This is a genomic window from Parashewanella sp. 2304DJ23-3 (assembly GCF_056591695.1).
Map to the genome: position 1 here is coordinate 110,314 of NZ_JBWQOH010000008.1, position 20,134 is coordinate 130,447.

Genomic DNA, 20,134 nt, shown 5'->3' on the forward strand with positions numbered 1-20,134 from the left:
TTATGCACGCTAATATTCTTTATTCATTTCGACGCTGCCCCTATGCGATGAGAGCTAGGCTCGCTATTCTATTTGCTGGAGTAAAAGTCAACCTACGAGAAATTGAGCTTAAAAACAAACCTCAAACTATGCTTGATGCGTCCCCTAAAGGTACGGTGCCAGTGTTTATAAAGCTCGAAGAGAACACACCAATCCTTGTCATTGAAGAAAGCTTAGATATCATGCATTGGGCATTGAATCAAAATGACTCAAGAGATTTGCTCAGAAAGAGTGATGGACAATGCGTCATAAATATGGACAGTTTAATCGTGCAAAACGATGCCGAGTTCAAGTTGTGGTTGGATAAGTATAAATATTGTGACCGTTTCCCCGAACAACCACAGACATATTATCAAGAACAAGGTGAACAATTTTTATCAAAACTCGAGGCCTTACTAGAAAAAAATAACTTCCTTTATTCTGAAAAGCCTTGCCTAGCAGACATTGCTATATTCCCGTTTGTTCGACAGTTTTCTCTTGTCGATAAAGCTTGGATTGAATCAAAAGAATTTCCTAATTTAAAGAAATGGTTAGCGTTTTGGCAATCATCGAAAGAGTTTGAAATTGCAATGGAAAAATTCGAGCCATGGCTCATAAATAACAAAGAATATTTATTTGGAAATTAGGTCAAATAAAGGTACATTGGAAGAGTTTTCATTATCAATTGATCATATACGGAATTTAAGACAATGACTATGTTTGGAAATGTAGAGCTTCAAATTTGGTATATGGTCGTTTTTCTTTTGATACTTCATGCTATTTTTGCAATAAAACCAGCGATATCTGATGCCCCTATTCCGCCAAGTAAAAAACTAAAATGGTCCATAATGGGGATATTATTTGGTCCCATAGGTTATTACATTTACCAAGCGTCACTACCATTCGAAAATATCGAAAATCCAGCTGACTTTTTTAAGATAGAAGACAAAAAAGAACACTAATAATCAAACTTACTGAGATATAATTCTGCCTCAGGCTTGCAACCGTAATTAACGCTTACTGTTCTAAAACAACAGCGTTATTCGTTTTATTTTTCTTTCTTAGAGTTTTTATGACTAACCTCCAATCTTCAAGCCAACTTCCTAGGTGGCTTCTGTTGCCATTACTCGCCAGTATTGTGGCAATCACACCTTTAGCGATAGATATGTATTTACCAGCATTAACTGAGATCGCTCAAGAGTTCGGTACAGATGTCACAATTGTTCAGCAAAGCTTGAGTACCTATCTCGCAGGGTATGGTTTAGGGATGCTTTGCTTTGGGTACTTGGCTGATAAATTTGGCAGAAGGCCGCTCGTGATTTTTGGTTTGAGTTGTTTTTGTATTATCAGTATGGCCTTAAGTTTTAGTAGCAATATGGATGTTTTCTTCATATTAAGATTTTTTCAGGCATTTGTCGGTGCTGCAGCCACTGTCGTTATTCCGGGTTACATCAAAGAGATATATAAAGAAAATACAGCTAAAGGCATGTCGTACGTCAGTTTAATAATGATGTTAGCACCTTTGATTGCGCCAGCAATAGGCACGTTAATTTTAGACGTTTTAAATTGGCATTGGATTTTCAGAATTCTATCGATTTATGCTTTTATCCTTTTGTTTTTTGTCCTTTTTAAACTAAAAATGTCGAGCGACAAAGATAAATCAGTAAGGACTGAAAAAAGTTTTTTAGGCGCATACAAGACGGTATTCACAAAGCCTGGCGTTAGAGCATACATCGCTTCAGGCGTTCTAACTTCATTTGCATTTTTCTGCTACCTAACCGCTTCATCATTTGTGTTTATGGAGGTTTTCAAAGTCGATAAGCTGACTTTTTCAACCTTATTCAGCCTCAATGTTGGTTCGTTAATGTTTGCCAATGTTATTAACTCTCGCTTATCACCTAAATTTGGGGCTAAGGTAATGTTAAAAGCCGGGGTAATCGTTGGCTTATTCACAGCAAGCGGACTAACTGCTGTTAATTGGCTGCAATTGGATTATATCTACACTATGGTGTTCTTGATGCCTCTAATGGGTTCATTAGGGATTATTTCTGTGAGTTGTGATGCTATTGTATTGCTAAAATTTAAGAATGAAACAGGCACGGCTACAGCTGTCATTGGGACGTTGAGATTTGGCTGCGGTGCGCTCGCAGGTCCAATTCTTGCCATTCTTTATACTGGAACAGCCGTTCCCTTTGCCGGAGTGATGTTAACATCTATTTTTATCATTGGGCTACTTCAATTCTTTTACAAGGGGAATAAAACAAAGGTGACAAAATAAATTCGTCACCTTTAATTGAGCTACTCTATTAACCTTTATTTAGGTTGAAAAACAAGTGTTGTGTTTTTCTCAGTACTTGGAACAAGCTCAGTATCTCCTAATGCTTGGCTGTACTTAATAAATGATTGTGCGTCTGAATCACAAATGGTATTCCCACTACAATCAGGTTCACCTACAGGTGTATAAGTTACTTTGCCATCTTGCTCAGTAGAAGTCATAGTGACAGAGTTAACTGCTGGTGTACGAGCATTAGTATCGGGATCTACGTTAAAGTAAACATCTTGACGGTTAGTCGTTGTGCCATCCCCTTTCGCTTCTGCCTTTGCCAATTCGCTCCAACCATCGTTACCATTAGCATTATAATTGCCTACAGCAACAGTGTATGAGTCAGCGTCAATGATATTTTGCCATTCAACAGTACCGTCCTCATTTGTTTGCTTCAGCTGAATTTGTGAGAAAGTACCGTTTGTGTCATCACTAACTGATTGCACAAATGTATACCTCATACCTGCCACATATGGGAACTTACCTGCATGTGCAGAAGCATCTAATACAGGTTCTATGGTCGACTTCAATACACTTTTTAGTTCAGCCCCTGTGATCGTCATTACTGTTAAGTGATTTTTGAATGGCAACATCTCTAACCGGATATTTCCTTCATAAAGTGCACCAGGTTTTATATTGGTTCTCACGCCGCCAGCAGCAACCAGAGCCACATCTACGTGTCTTCCATTTGTAGCATCAAGCGCATCTTGTACATCATCAGAATTGAGCCAATCTAAGAAAGCTTGACCAACAAGAGGTGCGACTTGCGAACCGTGATAACAGCGTAATTTAGAGTCCGTTCCAGAGCATTCATTCACCGTTTTATCGATTGGTTCTTGATAATTGCCAACTTCACTTAAATCACCAGGTCTACGCACTTGATAAATAGTATGCGCAGACACGCCAATTTGTGAGCCAATGGCATCTTGATATTGCTGACTGTTTTTATAATCGGTATCGATTTTTGTACGCAAACTAGAATCTTCAGTTACTATTTTTAGATTCTGTTTTTCTAAACCTGAAATGTAATTCTCGATTTCAGCTTTCGTCTCGTCAGAAACTTTGGTTTGTTTCGCTTCATCGCTATAAAACTCATCCGATGAAAGTAATGTATTGTGGCCTTGGCAAGTTTCTACATTTCCGTTCTTATCGAACTGAACTTGAACCTCACCTACCGCTTGAGCATTGCTGCCAGCTTGTACAATACAAGTCTTGGCATCACCTGATTTTTGCGGCAACATCTCGGCGTATTCACCATTATTTGTTAAGCCGATATTAGTAAAGTCGCCTAGTAAGGTATGAGAGTGCCCACCAACGATTAAATCAATACCAGTGGTACCTTGAGCTAATTTTTTATCTGCGGCTAACCCAATATGTGAAACAACAACGACTTTATCAACTCCCAATGTTTTTAGAGTATCGACTTCTTTTTGAGTGCTTTCAATTTCACTGCTAAACGTTACGCCAACTAATTTACTGTCGCTCACGAAATCACTCATATTTTCAAGTGAAACACCAATCACAGCGACAACAACTTCGCCGCTTTTTGCATCTGAAATATTCTCTATCTTTCTTTTACTTGTACCTTTATATGCAAACAATTGGTAAGGTTTGATGGAGGTGACATCTTTTAAGTCATCACTTTTTGATGTATCCATGTTGTCAGCCAACATTGGAAAATTTACGGTAGTTGCCAGCATTTTTAAAGCCGACGTACCTAAATCAAATTCATGATTACCTACTGCCATTGCATCTATCTTCATGTTTTTCAGAAGATTGGCATTAGCCTCACCATTAAATGTTTGGAAATAAATGCTCCCTTGAAAAGCATCACCAGCATTGAGAACTAACGATGCAGTTTGTGACTTATCACTTGCAGCGATGTCATCATTGACTTGTTGCAACACTCTTGGATAGCCACCAAATGTAGTGTAGAAAGTCTGTTTATTAACAGAATCTTTCCCCATTAAAAAGTGCCCTTCAACACCGTCAAATTGTGAGTGTAGATCATTCATATGAATGACATTTAACACAAACGGTTCTTGAGGATTTGGAGCTGGATTTCTATGATGCTTATGGCTGCTACCACAACCAAATAAAGCGAATACGACTGCCGTCGCCGTTAATGTCTTTAACAATTTCGTACTCATTTGCAAAAACCTCTTGGCCAAATAGCCTTGTTTTTAAAAATAAGTCAGCCCTGACATTGGATTTAAAGTTGTGTTGGGTTCTTTATATTAATCCTTATAAAGAATCGATTTTGAGAGTTTAAAAATATTTATTTGAATTATCGGAAAAATACTAACAGAAGCAGATGAGAGATATGAGTAACAAAAACAATCACTCTGTGGCGCAGATCACACTTTAGAAAACAATTTGAATTTAATTACAATCCATCTAATTTTGCGTAATTTGAAATGACGAGGAATACTACTTTCTAATTACATATATTCTCACTTTGAAACAGATAATCGCTAATTAAAAACATCTGTAAATTAATGAATACTTAACTGGGAATAGAAAGGGTTTTCTTTGATTTTCCCTCGAAAAACAAAAAAGCCCGTATAAACAGGCTTTTTTTACATATTCGATAATTAAAAATTAACGAGTGCGTGGCTTGATTTCTTCTGGGCTGAAGAAGTAAGCAATTTCACGCTCTGCAGAAGCAAGAGAATCAGAACCGTGAGCAGCGTTCTCATCGATGCTGTTCGCAAAATCAGCACGGATAGTACCTTCAGCTGCTTCAGCAGGGTTAGTAGCGCCTAAGATTTCACGGTGAGCTAGAACTGCATTTTCGCCTTCTAAAACTTGAACAGTGATAGGACCAGAAGTCATGAACTCAACTAATGCACCGAAGAAAGGACGCTCGCTGTGCTCAGCGTAGAAACCTTCAGCTTGCTCTTTAGTTAGGTGTAACATTTTTGCAGCAACAATTTTAAGACCCGCGTCTTCAAAACGGCTGTAGATTGCACCAATTTTGTTCTTAGCAACAGCATCTGGTTTAACAATAGAAAAAGTACGTTCGATAGCCATGAGTAAGCTTCCTTTAAATAGCATGTTTTTGTAATTCGCGCGGATTATAAAAGATAAACCACTAAAAACCTACCTTTGATCACACTTTTGTTGTGAAATGTTTTTGACAAACATTTCACAACCACTCAGTTGGCTAAGCTAACTCTATTGAACTTCCGATAATATCTGCCTAGCAAGTGTTATCGATGGAAAGACATTATTCTCGATGATTAAAGGATTAGCGCTCATTTCGGGATATTCAGGTGGAATGCCGCTCACTTCAAAGTTAGTGCCATTTGCTGAAAAGAACTCTTCATGGCTTAAGCCAATAGAAAAGTTATCTCCTAATGGAATAGAGAGTACATTCGAAAAAATACCGTTTGTACTTTCACCGACATGCACAACATGATTGAAAGACTTCATTGCCAATGTGAACGTTTCAGCTGCACTTGCGGTGTCGGGCCCTGTAATCACGGCAATCGGTTTTGTATATGTAACCCTATCACTAGGTGATACATAAAAAACTCTTTCGTCCACAGGATTGCCACTATTATATTTATGGCGTCGAAATACAGATTGTTTTCCAGAAGCGAAAAATTTTGCTATTTCTAGTGAAACCGAATCTCTGCCGCCTAAGTTAAACCTGACATCGATGATTAATGAATCTGTATCTTGTAGTTGGAGCAAAACGTCCTCTAATGCGGCTCTGACCGCGATGACGTCTTCAGCACTCGTTTCCTGCTCAGAAAAACCTTCCATAGCGTTAAGTTGTAAGTATCCAATATTATCAGTCATAACTCCCCATTGAATTAATGGAGAACTGCCATTTAACTTTCCATCTTTTAGCTCTAACAATAGATTTTGATTGAAAACATTTACAATCTGTACAAAAGCAGTATCAGTCTCAACTTGATGCAATTCAGCAAAGTAATCAGCGACAGCATACCAACCTTTAGGTTGATCACTGCTGTAAAAGTTACTTTCTTCATTGTGCTGTAAAAATACAAATGAATGGCCGTCTCCTAAATTGTTCAAACTCGCTTTCATTAAGTTAAAAAGCTGCTGTCGAGTTGTTTGTTGATTAATTTGTCCAACCACTGCATCGAACTTGCTTTGCCAGTCAAACTCTCGTTTTTCGAAATATGGATACAATTCAGAAAACGTATGCCAAAAGTGTTGATAAATGAATAATGGGTCAAACTCCAAACCCATAGCCGCAGCACAATAGCTAGGCAGCTCATTTTTACTCACAAACTGCATTCGTTCGATTTCGACACTTCCCAACGGGATGGTCGAAAAGCCTTTTTCTTCAACTTTCAGCTCAGTGAGAAATTGGTTCAGTTCCTCAAAATTCGAAAACTGATGAGTGTGCACACAGGTCTGCTGTGTATGATGATATAAATTAGACGTTGAATTTGTCAGTTCAAGTAATCGCCCTGTTCCAGGCTCTTGCCAGACACCGATAAAGTCAGAAATCTCTGGAGTTGTTTGAATAATATCATCTACTTTTGAATCATGGCTATCACAAGCAACAAGTGTTAACGAGCAACAAAGCATCAAGATTTTCTGTTTCATTTCGTAACTTCCTCTTATTAAATAATAAAGGAAGTATTTCAAAATCATCCGCTAGAAGTGTCTGAGTTTTGTCGTACTTTTGTCTGCTGCTCATTCAGAACTTAGGCCATTTAACACCAATTTTTTTATACTCTGCATCAATACGTTGGATTAATACTTCGCCTTTATGACAACAGATAATTTGCTTCACTATAGCTAAACCAAGTCCTGTTCCCCCGGTCGATCGTGTTCTACTCTCATCAGGACGAACAAAAGGCTCGAGGTATTTGTTAAACTCTAATGGATCGATATATGCAGCATTATCGACGACCCATAAATAATGATTATCCTCGGTAAATTGATATTCTACCTGTATTGTCGATGTACCATAAAAGCAGGCATTCTCGACCAAATTTCTCAATAGCCTACTAAATAACTTTTCATCAAAAGTTACCAGCTTTGAATCAGAGCTAATAACTCGTTCAACTCTGCCACTGAACTCCTTATTTAATTTGTTGATCTGCGAATGCATCCAACTATCGATGTCTTGTTGAGTAAAATGACACGGTTGCTGAGTGCTGGTTAATCGTGAGTACATTAATAACTCTCCAATCATTTGTTCCAATTCATCAAGATCTTCCAATAGTATTACTGACTGATTGACGAAGTCATTGCCATCATTTTCTTTAAGCACTTCAAGCTGGAATTTTAGACGATTAACCGGTGATCGTAGTTCGTGAGAAACAGAGTTAATAAGCTGCTTCTGTTGATTGAATAGTTGCTCAATTTTCGCCGCCATATGGTTAAACGACTTACTCACAGAAGGGATAGAAAACCAACCATCATAAGTTCTGTGGGTAAAGTTGCCGTTACTGAAATGTTCGCATGAATGAGCAAGTTTATTAATTTTTACCTGCTGAACTATCGACCAAATTAAAAGTAATAACACTAAGGATGTAATTAAAAACAGCTCATACTTTTCAGCCGCAGAAGAAACATTTTCAGTCGTAATTAATGGACCGACTTTTGCTATTCGATTCTGTTTTGATATTGGATAATAAACAATGCCTTCTCTGACATCTTCGACATAAAATCCTCTTTCCAATAACTGTAATTTTACTTTGTCTGGTAAGGAAAAATGCGAGAGCGGTTTCACTTCAATGGGTACATTAGAGGAAGCGTTAATTTCAGCTTGAAGTCGATGCCATTCATCTCGTGTAAGCGTGGGATAAAGTTCATGAACAAGCTTTGCAATAGTCAAATTATCTTTAAATGCATCCTCAATAAAAGCTTGTTTGTTTCGATTCAGAGTAAGATCCTGTAATAGACTTACACCTAAAAAATAGAAGCACAATAACAAAGTGGCAAGTGATAAGAAAAAGCGCATGCCTACCATTCCCCTTCGACAAATAAATAGCCTTTTCCCCTTACTGAAACTATTTTTTTTGGTCTTTTAGGGTTATCTCCAAATTTTTTTCTCAAATTCGAAATACGATTATCAATACTCCTGTCGACACCATCGTACTCAATTCCCCTCATCTTTTTCATGATTACATCTTTTGCAACTGGACCATTGCGACCAGAGATCAAGATTTCAAGTAATTCAAATTCAGCATCTGTAAGTTCTATCGTTTTACTACAATAAGATACCTTTCGATCGTTAGAGTTGATCAACAGTGAACCAAATTGCTGTACACGCTTTGTTATATGTTCTGAGCTATGCACTCTGCGCATCACAGTTCTTACTTTTGCAAGTAATAATCGAGGTGATATTGGCTTAGTTAAGTAGTCATCAGCACCGATTTCTAAGCAAGCCACTTGCTCAGTAAAATCATCACAAGCCGTAAGCATAAGTACTCCGCCTCGATACCAGTCTCTCAATGTTTGGCAAACCGTAAATCCATTTACTCTCGGCAACATCAAATCGAGAATAATCAGCTTTGGTTCAAATACATTTGCAAGTTCGATACCTTTAGAACCATTGGTGGCACTTTTGACAATGAAATTATATTGCTGGAGGTAATCGGTTAGTATTCGAACAAACTTCTCATCATCTTCTATAATGAGAATCCTATTTTCATCCATTTATTTACCCAAGTAGTAATATGCCCTCTCTATTTTATTTTTTTTATATGACAAGATAATTTCAGTCATTGATATTATCGTAGCTCGCTCAAGTTTCTTAAGAGCTATAAAAGCAGAAAAGCCACTTGTTCAAGTGGCTTTTTTAATACTTTATTATGAAGTTAGTGCCCTTCACTCACCATATTTAAGGTATATTTAGGGATTTCAACAACCATATCTGAATCAACAACTTTAGCTTGGCAAGATAAGCGAGACTCAGGCTCTAAACCCCACGCTTTATCCAGCATATCATCCTCAAGCTCGTCGCTTTCTTCCAGTTCGTCAAAACCTTCACGAACGATACAGTGACACGTAGTACAAGCGCATGACTTTTCACAAGCATGTTCAATATGTATACCGTTTCTTAAAGCTACATCAAGAATCGTTTCACCGACTTCCGCTTCAGCAACTGCACCATCAGGGCAAAGTTCTTCATTAGGAAGGAATACAATCTGTGGCATAATTTTACCTATAAACTTTCTACTGATTGGCCGGTTAATGCAGCCTTAATCGAATTATCCATACGTTTTGCAGCAAAGACTTGAGTTAAGTCATCAAGTGCTTTAATTGCATTTTCAATTGCTTGTGTACTCTCTTCGCCAGTTACATCAGCAAGAAGATTCATCGCTGCATCAATTCCTGTGCGCTCATCTGTTGATAATAGCTCACCATCCTTTTCTAATGCAGAGCTTAGACTCTCAAGTACACGTGCCGCTTCAACGCGTTGTTCAGTTAACATTCTTAATTCAATATCGCCTTTGGCGTTATTCATAGAATCTTTGATCATATTGGCAATTTCAGTATCTGAAAGACCAAATGAAGGTTTAACTTGAATGCTAGATTGAACGCCAGTGGATTTTTCCATTGCCGTCACACTCAACAAACCATCTGCATCTACTTGGAATGTGACTCGAATATGAGCTGCACCCGCTGCCAGTGGTGGAATGCCTGTTAGTGCAAAATCAGCAAGCGAGCGACAATCATTTACTAATTCACGTTCACCTTGAACGATGTGAACCAGCATGGCAGTTTGACCATCTTTAAAGGTTGTAAACTCTTGAGCCCTAGCAACTGGAATAGTCGTATTTCTTGGAATAACTTTCTCAACTAGACCGCCCATAGTTTCCATGCCTAACGACAGTGGAATTACGTCAAGCAGTAATAATTCTGAATCTGGCTTGTTACCAACGAGAATATCCGCTTGAATCGCAGCACCAATAGCTACAACACGATCTGGATCGATTGAAGTTAATGGCTCTTTACCAAAAAAGCTTTCAACTTGAGTACGAACTAAAGGAACACGCGTTGAACCACCTACCATTACGGTTTGTAAAACATCATCTGACGTTACGCCTGCATCACGAAGGGCGCGGCGGCAGCTAATGATTGTTTTATTTACTAGAGGTAAAATTAGTGCATTAAGATCATCTTTGTTGATTTGAGTTTTGTGTTGTTCGCCGTTATCTAATACTAGAACAGCCTCAACTGAATCATTGTCAGTCAGCGCTTCTTTTACTCGACGAGATTCAATCAGTAGGCGGCGATGTTCGTTTGAACTTAAAGCCTCAAGGCGCCAAGTTTTCAGAAAATACGCTTCGAGTAAATGATCGAAGTCATCTCCACCAAGTGCAGAGTCTCCACCTGTTGCCAATACTTCAAATACGCCTTTATTCAAACGTAAAATTGAAATGTCAAAGGTACCACCACCGAGATCATAAACGGCGATAACGCCTTCTTGTTCTGAATCGAGGCCATAAGCAATGGCTGCTGCTGTCGGTTCGTTTAATAAACGAAGAACTTTAACACCGAGTAAGCTTGCAGCATCTTTAGTGCCTTGACGTTGTGCATCGTCAAAGTAAGCTGGAACGGTAATAACGGCTCCTTGTAGCTCACCACCTAAGGACTCTTCAGCACGAGTAATTAACGGGCGCAAAATTTCTGCAGAAACTTGAATCGGATTAACTTTACCTTGGTGAGTTTCAAAAACAGGTAGCCCATGCTCACTGGCTTCAAACTGATAAGGTAAGTTTTTATAGGAATCTTGAATATCAACAAGACTACGTCCCATAAAACGTTTGACCGATACAATAGTATTTTTAGGGTCTTGTGACGATAGCTCTGCGGCTTCATCACCCACTAATACACTTTCACCATAGTGAACAATTGAAGGTAATGAGTGATTGCCATTTGAATCAGCTAATGTTGAAGCTTCACCACTTCTCACAGTAGCAACCAATGAGTTGGTGGTACCTAAATCGATACCAACTGCCAATTTATGCTGATGTGGAGCCGCCGTTTGTCCCGGCTCTGCGATTTGCAAAAGGGCCATAAATTCTCTACTTAATTTTTATAGATCAAACAAAGCATCTTCGATGCGAATCAATTCATCTTCTAATTTTGCCATAAACTTAAGTTTACGTATCTGATCAGCGGCAAAATTATTATCTTCTTCCGTCATAGACGTTAGCGAGTTCACTAAAGATGCATTTATTGATTTTTGGTGTTCAGAAAAAGACGTTCTTAAATGTTCAACAGCTTGATGTGGATCACTTTGATCACGCATTTCTTCTAACTCTTCACGCCATTCCATTTGCTGCATCAAGAACATTCGGTCTTTGACCGTTGATGTCTCATGACTGATATCTAAGCCACGCAGCGCCAACATGTGCTCTGCACGTCGGATAGGATTTTTTAGCGTTTGGAAACCATCGTTGATTTGTGCGGTTTTTTGCACTGCTAATAGTTTTTGTTGTTCACTACTATTAGCAAATTTATCGGGATGAACCGCTCGTTGAAGATCTCGATAACGCTCTGAGAGTTGAGCGTTATCAATTGAGTAATCGACAGGAAAACCGAATAATTCGAAATAGTTCAATGTATTTCCTTTCAGTTGTAGTTAAACGGTAAAACTCTCACCGCAACCACACTCTCCTTTAGCATTAGGATTATTAAACTCAAAACCTTCGTTTAAGCCTTCTTTAACAAAGTCGAGTTCAATGCCTTGAAGATAGATGAAGCTCTTTGCATCGATGATGATATTAACACCATCGATTTCATAAAGTTCATCGTCGTCATTCAAGTCATCAACAAACTCAAGTATGTAAGCCATACCTGAACAGCCTGCTGTTCTTAAACCTAATCGCAAACCAAGACCTTTGCCGCGGTTTTTCAAAAAGGCTTTAACCCTTTCAGACGCTGCTTGCGTCATTGTTATTGCCATTTACAACTCCGAGCTTAACCTGCAGCTAATTCATGCTTTGATTTATAATCTTCTAATGCGGCATGAATAGCGTCTTCTGCTAAGATAGAACAGTGAATTTTTACAGGCGGTAAAGCAAGTTCTTCTGCGATATCAGTATTTTTGATTTCTGCAGCTTCTGCTAATGTTTTACCTTTAACCCATTCTGTAACTAATGAGCTAGACGCAATTGCACTACCACAACCATAAGTCTTAAACTTAGCATCTTCAATAATGCCTTCTTCACTGATCTTAAGTTGTAGCTTCATCACGTCACCACATGCTGGTGCACCGACCATTCCAGTAGCAACAGATGGATCATTTTTATCCATTGAACCAACGTTACGAGGGTTTTCGTAATGTTCAATTACTTCTTCACTATAAGCCATGATACGACTCCATTAATCCTGTTTGCTAAGAGGGGCTACCTTAATGGTGCGCCCACTGAACTGTATTTAAATCGATACCGTCTTTGTACATTTCCCAAAGCGGTGACATATCACGTAATTTACCAATCGATTTATTGATAATATCAATTGAGTAATCAATGTCTTCTTCTGTGGTGAAACGGCCAATCGAAAAGCGAATTGAGCTGTGTGCCATCTCATCATTCAAACCTAATGCACGTAACACATAGCTAGGCTCAAGACTTGCTGAAGTACACGCTGATCCTGAAGAAACCGCTAGGTCTTTAAGCGCCATCATTAATGATTCGCCTTCAACAAAGTTAAAGCTCACATTCAATGAACCGCAATAACGTTGCTCAGCATCACCATTGATAAAGGTTTCTTCAATATCTTTGATACCCGCCCATAATTTGTCACGTAAATGACGAATACGGTCGTTATCTTTATCCATATCAGCTTTAGCAATTGCAGCTGCTTCACCTAAACCAACAATTTGATGCGTCGCAAGGGTTCCACTTCGGAATCCACGCTCGTGACCACCACCATGCATAGTTGCTTCTAATCGAATTCTTGGCTTACGACGAACATACAATGCGCCGATACCTTTCGGTCCATACATTTTGTGACCAGAAATCGAAATCAAATCAACTTTCATATCTTGAACGTCAATTGGCAGTTTACCTGCACTTTGTGCTGCATCAATGTGGAAAATCACTTTCTTAGAGCGACAAAGTTCACCAATCGCTTTTACATCATGAACCACACCAATTTCGTTGTTCACATGCATTAAGCTTAGTAATACGGTATCTTCACGAATCGCATCTTCAATGCGACTTGTTGGAATAATGCCGTTAGCGTCTGGCTCAAGATATGTCACCTCAAAACCTTCACGCTCTAACTGACGGCAAGTATCTAGTACTGCCTTATGTTCAGTTTTGCTGGTAATGATGTGCTTGCCTTTCTTCTGATAAAAATGCGCAACACCTTTAATGGCTAAGTTATCTGATTCAGTAGCACCTGAAGTAAAAATCACTTCACGTGGATCAGCATTAATTAACTCAGCGACTTGATTACGTGCAATATCAACCGCTTCTTCGGCTTGCCAGCCATAGCGATGAGATCGTGACGCAGGGTTACCAAAGATGCCGTCCATAGTCATGTACTGCATCATCTTTTCAGCTACACGCGGATCAACCGGTGTTGTTGCTGCATAATCTAGATAGATTGGAAGCTTCATTTCACACTCCGTACACCGTTATCACTTTAATTGTGATAACCAAAGTACAAATTTTAGTTTTAATATCGGCAAGAACTTACAATGAAATTCTATGCTCTTGCTGTAATTTATCTTGCTTAACCGAAATAAACTGAACATCACGCTTAAGCATTAAGCCTTCTAGAGAGATACCGTTCAGGAAATCAGAAATTTGTTTGCTTAAATCATCCCACAACGAATGCGTTAAACAACGAGAACCGCCTTGGCAATTACCTTGACCGTGGCAGCGAGTCGCCTCAACGGATTCATCAACGGCATGAACCACCATACCTACTGAAATTTCACCAGCATTAAGTCCTAGGCGATAACCGCCACCAGGCCCACGAACACTGGCTACAAGGCCTTTTTTACGTAGTTTTGCAAAAAGTTGCTCAAGATAGGACAGTGAAATACCCTGTCTCTCAGATATATCTGCTAGAGGTACCGGGCCAGTCGCTGAATGTATTGCTACATCTAGCATTGCTGTGACCGCATAACGTCCTTTTGAGGTAAGTTTCATGACCGAACTCGTTCCCACTTAAGTATAACTTAAATTGAAACATACCCGAGTAAATCAGTCAAGTATTTATCTGACTATTCTAGTCAAGTATTATCCATTTGAGGTTTTGGATGGTTGATGGCCGCGTATTTAACCTTGTTACAGTCAAAAATTCAATGAAAAACGTTATTTATTTCTCATTTTTTACAATTTTATTTCAAATAGAATTTAACCCGAATGATTTGCGTCTGTTCGGGTTGGAAAATGAACTTTGGTTGTTGGTATTGGTGCTTGATTTCTCTCGAGCTTGTTTTTGGACAGAAATGAGTTAGATCGACTACTCTAATTAACCAGAAATTGATTAGAAAAAGTAACTTAGCCCCCTAATTTGCTCTGCCCTCTTAATCGATAGAAAGTAGCGATAATTGCCTGTATCAGGAAGGTGGTTGTAACGTGAGAACACCAAAAGCTCAAAGTTAGCTATTGACGCCGTAGTTTCTTGTTATGTGAATTTATACCCATATACTTTGATCGCAATATCGTTAATTTTACTTTCACCGATGTTTCTTTTTAGATTTGAGTATACTTCTAGTGCCTCACCATAAAACTGCTCATGTTCAGGATCACCATCAGCACAATCGACAGCCTTTGCAAAACACTTAGTCGCAGAAAACAACTTAGAAATACAGATAACCATCAACATATGCTTCAAAGCTAAGCTTTCGTTACGTGTGTCCGGCAGTGGAATAACTGCAAACTCACCTTTATTATTTAAGGTAGACTTTGTCTCATCTGTGACCTGCTGTAATGTAGGGTGCTTCATTTTGCATAATAGCTTATAGTTGTGATAACACAGTTTCCAAGCAAAATTAAATTTTTCATCATTTGGAAATTTATCCGGAATGTTCCCGTATAAATCTTTATGTGCAGCCATTTTACACAGCTTTTGAGCCCCCCAAGGAACATCCCCACTCTTGTTATGTAGAACTTGATCAGCCAAGTCTTGACGTTCGACAAGACAATTAACAACAAGTGCATTTTCATAAAGCGAAGCAGCTACACACGCAGCTTGGTAGGGATAACCCCAATTAATCAATAACCACGCACCTCTAAAATCACTCATGGTACGTTTCAAAAATGCAGCCGAAAGCTTGATGGATTTAGCACTTGAGTTTTTACCTTTGAGAAATGGATCTTTAATCGCTAAATTCATACAATCTTCAGCTAAGGAGTCCCAAGGCTTTAAGTCTTCAAAACTTCGGTCGATCGCACCGACTTCGAGGCGACCCAAATATTTCCAATAGTGACCTTGCCAGTTATCTTCAGAAATCATATCTCAATTACTTACGTAGGATTCCAATAATTTACATAACGATAAGCTAACGGGAAAAAGCTTTGGGCTAAGCTTAAGCGCAGCGAAATGCCCGAACGTTTTTCAACCTGTTAAGCGCTTTGTTGGCCTATCCTAATATGTTCTGTTTTCAATTTCGCCAATTCATCTTGTCTGTCTAAGAACGAAGAAAGACTCCCTTTGTTAAAAGATAGATCTTTCGCCATTTTGAACTCTTCAAAACGTTCTGCTGGGGCAATACAAAATCTAAAGCTATTTTCATAGCTAAACCACAATTCAGAAAGTACATCATTACGTATTGTCTTACGATGAACTTTCACAAAAAATAGACAACCACCAAGCATGAAGCGATATAGACGTACTCGATTTTTCCTATCAATCAATGGCGCACGATAAGCAAACACTCCGTCATCAAACGAATGAGTTCTTAACCGAAAAATAACAACATCAAACCATTCTGGAACATCCATTTCGGAATAAGCAACACGTTTAACGTCATCTTGGAATCCATAGAGATCTACTTTTCCATAATGCTCTTGAGTAATACTGTATTTCCACAATATGCCAGCACAGAATCTTGCTACTTTATCTTTATTGACACCCTCAACAACCTTTAAACCAAAGCTTAGTCCCTTGCTATTTCCACGAATAGCCTTAAGAACCTTTGCTGTATATTCTTCTAACTGTCCCAATTTACCGTCACAAGCAGCACAAAGTATCGATTTATCAAAAGTCCCTGACTGACTGAAATGAAACGAACCATCTTCTTTTACGCCCGCCGCATGCCCCTTGCCGACTTGAACTTCCTTACAAAAGACTTGAGGAATCAAATGAGCTTTAATTGTTTTTCCCTCATTACATCTCACACATGACATCTAGATTACCTTTGATTTCCTGCTGACTTACCTAAAAAACATTACGTCTTAGTATTTAAGCGTTGCGCGTGTATCAGGCAAAAAGTGCATGCACATTGAACAGGCCTGTTATTCAAACATTACTAAATAAAGCTACTGATTTATAAGAACTCTATCAGGATACCTCGGAGAAAACGAGCATGGAAATTGAAAAGTGAGCATTGATATTGATGCTTTATCTAAGATAATCAGTAACTCTCATTTATCAATTAGTAAAAGTAGGTCAACAGGTTTATTGTTTATCTGTGCTGCTCATCATCTGAAACTCACAATGGGGCATTTATTGGAAAAGTGCTTCGCACTTTAAAAGTCGTGGGTTTTCCACCCACACCTGAGCAAAAAGGGATTCTCCAGCAAATCCCTTCTTGCATCATCCCGCGCCGCCCCAACGAAGCTAAGCGTTTCAGATATTGCCGAATAAATGCCTAACAGCTCTGATGGTACATCCTGTACCCCAGAGCTTGGCTCGACGTCCATGTCTCGCCCACGTCATTTCATATTCATCAATATCTTCAACAGCTTCGACGGGAACATGCAGCTATTGAGCGGTATCAGAATAAATCAGATTATTTCTAAAACCTTTCAGGCTACAACGGTTCCCCATGGCAAAGTTGTTATGAGTTGTCAGTGAAAATATCGTAAGCGCAGCAGGGAAGCTGCGCTAGATTCCGAGGTACATGGATGTACCATCGGAAGCGTTAGTATAATTTTGCTGTAAGACGAATAACGCTCAACTTTGCGGGGCGGCACGGAGAGCTCCAAGAGAGGGTTTGCTGTAGAACCCTTTCTTGGTCGGGTGTGGGCAGAAAGCCCACGACTTTAAAAACTTTGCAGAAGTTTTGCTTCACCTTAACAAGTGATGCAATGCATCAACAAAGTCACTGGGCACTCACTTTCGTGAGTGCGACGGGAAACATCAAATAATAGGATCAAACTCTTCCATACCTTTTTGACGTTTTTCTGCTGCGGCAAGTTCGTCTTCACTAAACTCTTCAATCTCAAGTTCAGGTAATTTTTCAGTGCAAACTTCTCCGCCCATCTGCTGGACTTCACAACAGACTTCTTGCAGCTTTGAATCCATCAAGTGCATATGATCCATCATTTGACCAATTGCATTGGCAACAGGGTCAGGGTTATCTGGTGAGACAGCGTAAGCATCAAAGCCATACTTCTTGGCCATTTCGGTGCGACGCTGTGTTTTTTCTTCAGATTCTTCTGTCGGTTGAGCAACAATACGTCCAGGAATGCCTAAAACCGTTCTCTCTTCTGGCACTTCTTTTACGACAACCGAATTAGAACCAACTCTGGCGCCGTCTCGAATAACAATTGGCCCTAGCACTTTAGCACCAGCACCAACAACAACATTATTACCTAACGTTGGGTGACGTTTACCGGACTGCCAAGTTGTACCACCAAGCGTTACACCATGATATAACGTGCAATCATCACCTATCTCAGCCGTTTCACCAATGACAATTCCCATGCCATGATCAATAAAGAAACGACGACCAATAGTTGCACCTGGGTGAATTTCAACCCCAGTCAACCAACGAGAAAACGTCGATACACATCGAGCAAACAAGAACCATCTGCGCTTCCAAAGTTTGAAGCTGATTCGATGCAACCAAATTGCATGCATTCCTGGGTAGTTCAACAAGATCTCCATTGCACTACGTGCTGCAGGATCTCGATGATAAATAGACTCTATGTCTTCTTTAATTCTCGAAATTACACCCATTGCTTCAACCTTTAATCTCTTTTAGCAATTTTCTCGATAGAGCTTAAGATACCACGCAAGATATTCATCTCTTGTGTTTCTATACGTGCTCGACTGAACAAACGTCTCAACTTAGTCATGATCTGTCCAGGGTGATTTTTAATAATAAACCCTGTTGATAATAACGTTTTCTCCAAATGCTCAAAAAATTGCTCTTGTTCTTTTTGCATTGGGTACTCTTCTAGTACTTCAACTTCACGGTTTTTATTCAAATAAGCCATTCTTGTTTCATAACACACAATTTGAACGGCTTGGGCCAAATTCAGAGAACTGTACTCTTCATTAGCGGGTATCACTACATGGTAGTTACATTTTTGTAATTCTTCATTGGACAAGCCATGATTTTCACGACCAAATACAATAGCAACAGGGCCAGACTCACCTTCTGAAACCAATTGTTCACCGGCTTCTTTTGGTTCTAAGATTGGCCAATCTAACGTTCGACTGCGCGCACTCGTCGCAACCACTAATGAACAATCAGCTATAGCTTCATCAAAAGAATCTACTTTCGTGAGATTTTGAAGAATGTCGGCAGCGCCAGCAGCTAAGGCGATAGATTGACCATCAACTTCTGTTCTTGGTTCTGCTAAGTATAAGTTCGTAAGGCCCATGGTTTTCATCGCTCGTGCGACTGAACCTATGTTTCCAGGATGGGAAGTGCCAACTAAAACAACTCGGATATTGTTGAGCATGGAAGTTAACTATTTGAGTCAATAAAAACCAGAAGCGGAATACTAGCATCAATTTCACGCTTTTGGCTATTTCGGATTGCAGATACTTTTTAAAAGCGTATAATCCGCACCGATAATTTTTCCGTTCTTTAACATCCAGGGGATTGCAATGCATCCGATGATGACTATCGCTGTCCGCGCTGCTCGCGCTGCCGGCAAAACAATTATGCGTGCTTATCAAGAATTAGACCAAGTTGAAGTTTCAACAAAAGGTCTGAATGACTTCGTTACTAACGTGGATAAAGAAGCGGAAGCTGCTATCACATATCAAATTCGTAAATCTTACCCTGATCACACAATCGTGGGTGAAGAAGACGGTGAAAACCGTGGTGAGAATAAAGATTATATGTGGATTGTTGATCCTCTTGATGGAACGACTAACTTCGTTCGTGGTATTCCACACTTTGCAGTATCGATTGCACTTCAGTACAAAGGAAAAACTGAAGTAGCTGTAATCTATGATCCTGTTCGTGAAGAGTTATTCTCTGCGACTCGTGGTCAAGGCGCTAAATTAAATGATTACCGTATTCGTGTTACAAACGTAAACGATTTAAACGGCACTATTTTAGCTACTGCTTTCCCGTTCAAAGCTCGCCAACACACTGAAACCTACATGAGCATTATCTCTGAAGTGTTCAACAAATGTGGAGATATTCGCCGTGGCGGTTCTGCTGCATTAGATTTAGCTTATGTAGCAGCTGGTCGTATGGATGGATATTTTGAAATTGGTCTTAAGCCATGGGATATCGCAGCGGGCGATCTAATTTGCCGTGAAGCAGGTGGTACGGTTACTGACTTTGCTGGTAACCACAACTACATGGCTTCTGGTAACATCGTTGCAGGCTCACCAAAAGTTACGCTGAATCTTGTGAAAACTATGCGCCCTCTTCTTAACGAAGGTTTGAAACGTTAATTTACGTTTTATCTCATT

Annotated in this window: 20 protein-coding genes; 4 read left to right on the plus strand and 16 right to left on the minus strand. The window is 39.4% G+C overall.

The genetic code is table 11. The annotated features are described in order from the left end of the window. Nucleotides 1-2: 2 nt before the first annotated feature. The 3 genes from AC1EU2_RS14530 (at nt 3) to AC1EU2_RS14540 (ending at nt 2,296) form a co-directional block, all read left to right on the plus strand. Nucleotides 3-665 carry a glutathione S-transferase gene (locus AC1EU2_RS14530; RefSeq protein ID WP_480298996.1) on the plus strand — a complete coding sequence of 221 codons (663 nt, stop codon included), beginning with the start codon at nt 3-5 and terminating at the stop codon, nt 663-665. 63 nt (nt 666-728) lie between these two features. Further along, on the plus strand, nt 729-980 hold the full coding sequence (locus tag AC1EU2_RS14535) for a hypothetical protein (protein ID WP_480298997.1): 252 nt from the start codon (nt 729-731) through the stop codon (nt 978-980). Nucleotides 981-1,090: 110 nt separating this feature from the next. Continuing rightward, the gene (locus AC1EU2_RS14540; protein WP_480298998.1) at nt 1,091-2,296 is read left to right on the plus strand and encodes a multidrug effflux MFS transporter; all 1,206 of its coding nucleotides are present in this window, start codon (nt 1,091-1,093) and stop codon (nt 2,294-2,296) included. Between the two features lie 35 nt (nt 2,297-2,331). Here AC1EU2_RS14540 and AC1EU2_RS14545 read toward each other — a convergent pair whose 3' ends face one another. The 16 genes from AC1EU2_RS14545 to trmJ form a co-directional block, all read right to left on the minus strand. Next, a complete protein-coding gene (locus tag AC1EU2_RS14545) occupies nt 2,332-4,491 on the minus strand; it encodes a bifunctional metallophosphatase/5'-nucleotidase (RefSeq protein WP_480298999.1) in 2,160 nt (719 codons plus the stop codon). A 451-nt stretch (nt 4,492-4,942) separates the two neighbouring features. Next, on the minus strand, nt 4,943-5,374 hold the full coding sequence (gene ndk / locus AC1EU2_RS14550) for a nucleoside-diphosphate kinase (RefSeq protein WP_129947916.1): 432 nt from the start codon (nt 5,372-5,374) through the stop codon (nt 4,943-4,945). Nucleotides 5,375-5,518: 144 nt separating this feature from the next. Further along, a complete protein-coding gene (locus AC1EU2_RS14555; RefSeq protein ID WP_480299000.1) occupies nt 5,519-6,928 on the minus strand; it encodes a S41 family peptidase in 1,410 nt (469 codons plus the stop codon). Nucleotides 6,929-7,022: 94 nt separating this feature from the next. Continuing rightward, on the minus strand, nt 7,023-8,294 hold the full coding sequence (locus tag AC1EU2_RS14560) for an ATP-binding protein (RefSeq protein ID WP_480299001.1): 1,272 nt from the start codon (nt 8,292-8,294) through the stop codon (nt 7,023-7,025). A 2-nt stretch (nt 8,295-8,296) separates the two neighbouring features. Next, complete coding sequence (locus AC1EU2_RS14565; RefSeq protein WP_480299002.1) at nt 8,297-8,992, minus strand: response regulator transcription factor; 696 nt, start codon at nt 8,990-8,992, stop codon at nt 8,297-8,299. Between the two features lie 161 nt (nt 8,993-9,153). Then, nucleotides 9,154-9,492 carry an ISC system 2Fe-2S type ferredoxin gene (fdx, locus tag AC1EU2_RS14570; protein WP_480299003.1) on the minus strand — a complete coding sequence of 113 codons (339 nt, stop codon included), beginning with the start codon at nt 9,490-9,492 and terminating at the stop codon, nt 9,154-9,156. Nucleotides 9,493-9,500: 8 nt separating this feature from the next. Further along, nucleotides 9,501-11,360: a Fe-S protein assembly chaperone HscA gene (hscA, locus tag AC1EU2_RS14575; protein ID WP_480299005.1), complete on the minus strand. Its 1,860-nt coding sequence runs from the start codon at nt 11,358-11,360 to the stop codon at nt 9,501-9,503. An 18-nt stretch (nt 11,361-11,378) separates the two neighbouring features. Next, nucleotides 11,379-11,906, minus strand: coding sequence for a co-chaperone HscB (gene hscB, locus AC1EU2_RS14580; protein ID WP_480299006.1), 528 nt, complete (start codon nt 11,904-11,906; stop codon nt 11,379-11,381). Between the two features lie 21 nt (nt 11,907-11,927). Further along, nucleotides 11,928-12,251: an iron-sulfur cluster assembly protein IscA gene (gene iscA / locus AC1EU2_RS14585; protein WP_480299007.1), complete on the minus strand. Its 324-nt coding sequence runs from the start codon at nt 12,249-12,251 to the stop codon at nt 11,928-11,930. A 14-nt stretch (nt 12,252-12,265) separates the two neighbouring features. Next, the gene (gene iscU, locus AC1EU2_RS14590) at nt 12,266-12,658 is read right to left on the minus strand and encodes a Fe-S cluster assembly scaffold IscU (RefSeq protein WP_205001324.1); all 393 of its coding nucleotides are present in this window, start codon (nt 12,656-12,658) and stop codon (nt 12,266-12,268) included. 40 nt (nt 12,659-12,698) lie between these two features. After that, entirely contained in the window at nt 12,699-13,913 is a 1,215-nt protein-coding gene (locus tag AC1EU2_RS14595) for an IscS subfamily cysteine desulfurase (protein ID WP_480299008.1), read from the minus strand. 76 nt (nt 13,914-13,989) lie between these two features. After that, a complete protein-coding gene (iscR, locus tag AC1EU2_RS14600; protein WP_129947923.1) occupies nt 13,990-14,451 on the minus strand; it encodes a Fe-S cluster assembly transcriptional regulator IscR in 462 nt (153 codons plus the stop codon). Nucleotides 14,452-14,932: 481 nt separating this feature from the next. Next, on the minus strand, nt 14,933-15,763 hold the full coding sequence (locus tag AC1EU2_RS14605; RefSeq protein ID WP_480299009.1) for a hypothetical protein: 831 nt from the start codon (nt 15,761-15,763) through the stop codon (nt 14,933-14,935). Nucleotides 15,764-15,873: 110 nt separating this feature from the next. After that, entirely contained in the window at nt 15,874-16,656 is a 783-nt protein-coding gene (locus AC1EU2_RS14610) for a hypothetical protein (RefSeq protein ID WP_480299011.1), read from the minus strand. 955 nt (nt 16,657-17,611) lie between these two features. After that, the gene (cysE, locus tag AC1EU2_RS14615) at nt 17,612-18,433 is read right to left on the minus strand and encodes a serine O-acetyltransferase (protein ID WP_129947925.1); all 822 of its coding nucleotides are present in this window, start codon (nt 18,431-18,433) and stop codon (nt 17,612-17,614) included. Nucleotides 18,434-18,444: 11 nt separating this feature from the next. Further along, nucleotides 18,445-19,164, minus strand: a complete 720-nt coding sequence (gene trmJ, locus AC1EU2_RS14620; protein ID WP_480299012.1) for a tRNA (cytosine(32)/uridine(32)-2'-O)-methyltransferase TrmJ — start codon at nt 19,162-19,164, stop codon at nt 18,445-18,447. 148 nt (nt 19,165-19,312) lie between these two features. Between trmJ and suhB the strand changes: the two genes are divergently transcribed. Further along, nucleotides 19,313-20,116: an inositol-1-monophosphatase gene (gene suhB, locus AC1EU2_RS14625; protein WP_480299013.1), complete on the plus strand. Its 804-nt coding sequence runs from the start codon at nt 19,313-19,315 to the stop codon at nt 20,114-20,116. Nucleotides 20,117-20,134: the final 18 nt, after the last annotated feature.

What these genes read in the sequence shown, in the direction of transcription:
- iscA (WP_480299007.1), bottom strand. Translation starts at nt 12,251, where the DNA reads ATGGCAATAACAATGACGCAAGCAGCGTCTGAAAGGGTTAAAGCCTTT.
- fdx (WP_480299003.1), bottom strand. Translation starts at nt 9,492, where the DNA reads ATGCCACAGATTGTATTCCTTCCTAATGAAGAACTTTGCCCTGATGGT.
- iscU (WP_205001324.1), bottom strand. Translation starts at nt 12,658, where the DNA reads ATGGCTTATAGTGAAGAAGTAATTGAACATTACGAAAACCCTCGTAAC.
- cysE (WP_129947925.1), bottom strand. Translation starts at nt 18,433, where the DNA reads ATGGGTGTAATTTCGAGAATTAAAGAAGACATAGAGTCTATTTATCAT.
- iscR (WP_129947923.1), bottom strand. Translation starts at nt 14,451, where the DNA reads ATGAAACTTACCTCAAAAGGACGTTATGCGGTCACAGCAATGCTAGAT.
- AC1EU2_RS14545 (WP_480298999.1), bottom strand. Translation starts at nt 4,491, where the DNA reads ATGAGTACGAAATTGTTAAAGACATTAACGGCGACGGCAGTCGTATTC.
- trmJ (WP_480299012.1), bottom strand. Translation starts at nt 19,164, where the DNA reads ATGCTCAACAATATCCGAGTTGTTTTAGTTGGCACTTCCCATCCTGGA.
- AC1EU2_RS14565 (WP_480299002.1), bottom strand. Translation starts at nt 8,992, where the DNA reads ATGGATGAAAATAGGATTCTCATTATAGAAGATGATGAGAAGTTTGTT.
- suhB (WP_480299013.1), top strand. Translation starts at nt 19,313, where the DNA reads ATGCATCCGATGATGACTATCGCTGTCCGCGCTGCTCGCGCTGCCGGC.
- AC1EU2_RS14595 (WP_480299008.1), bottom strand. Translation starts at nt 13,913, where the DNA reads ATGAAGCTTCCAATCTATCTAGATTATGCAGCAACAACACCGGTTGAT.
- ndk (WP_129947916.1), bottom strand. Translation starts at nt 5,374, where the DNA reads ATGGCTATCGAACGTACTTTTTCTATTGTTAAACCAGATGCTGTTGCT.
- AC1EU2_RS14540 (WP_480298998.1), top strand. Translation starts at nt 1,091, where the DNA reads ATGACTAACCTCCAATCTTCAAGCCAACTTCCTAGGTGGCTTCTGTTG.
- AC1EU2_RS14560 (WP_480299001.1), bottom strand. Translation starts at nt 8,294, where the DNA reads ATGCGCTTTTTCTTATCACTTGCCACTTTGTTATTGTGCTTCTATTTT.
- AC1EU2_RS14555 (WP_480299000.1), bottom strand. Translation starts at nt 6,928, where the DNA reads ATGAAACAGAAAATCTTGATGCTTTGTTGCTCGTTAACACTTGTTGCT.
- AC1EU2_RS14535 (WP_480298997.1), top strand. Translation starts at nt 729, where the DNA reads ATGACTATGTTTGGAAATGTAGAGCTTCAAATTTGGTATATGGTCGTT.
- AC1EU2_RS14605 (WP_480299009.1), bottom strand. Translation starts at nt 15,763, where the DNA reads ATGATTTCTGAAGATAACTGGCAAGGTCACTATTGGAAATATTTGGGT.
- AC1EU2_RS14610 (WP_480299011.1), bottom strand. Translation starts at nt 16,656, where the DNA reads ATGTCATGTGTGAGATGTAATGAGGGAAAAACAATTAAAGCTCATTTG.
- AC1EU2_RS14530 (WP_480298996.1), top strand. Translation starts at nt 3, where the DNA reads ATGCACGCTAATATTCTTTATTCATTTCGACGCTGCCCCTATGCGATG.
- hscA (WP_480299005.1), bottom strand. Translation starts at nt 11,360, where the DNA reads ATGGCCCTTTTGCAAATCGCAGAGCCGGGACAAACGGCGGCTCCACAT.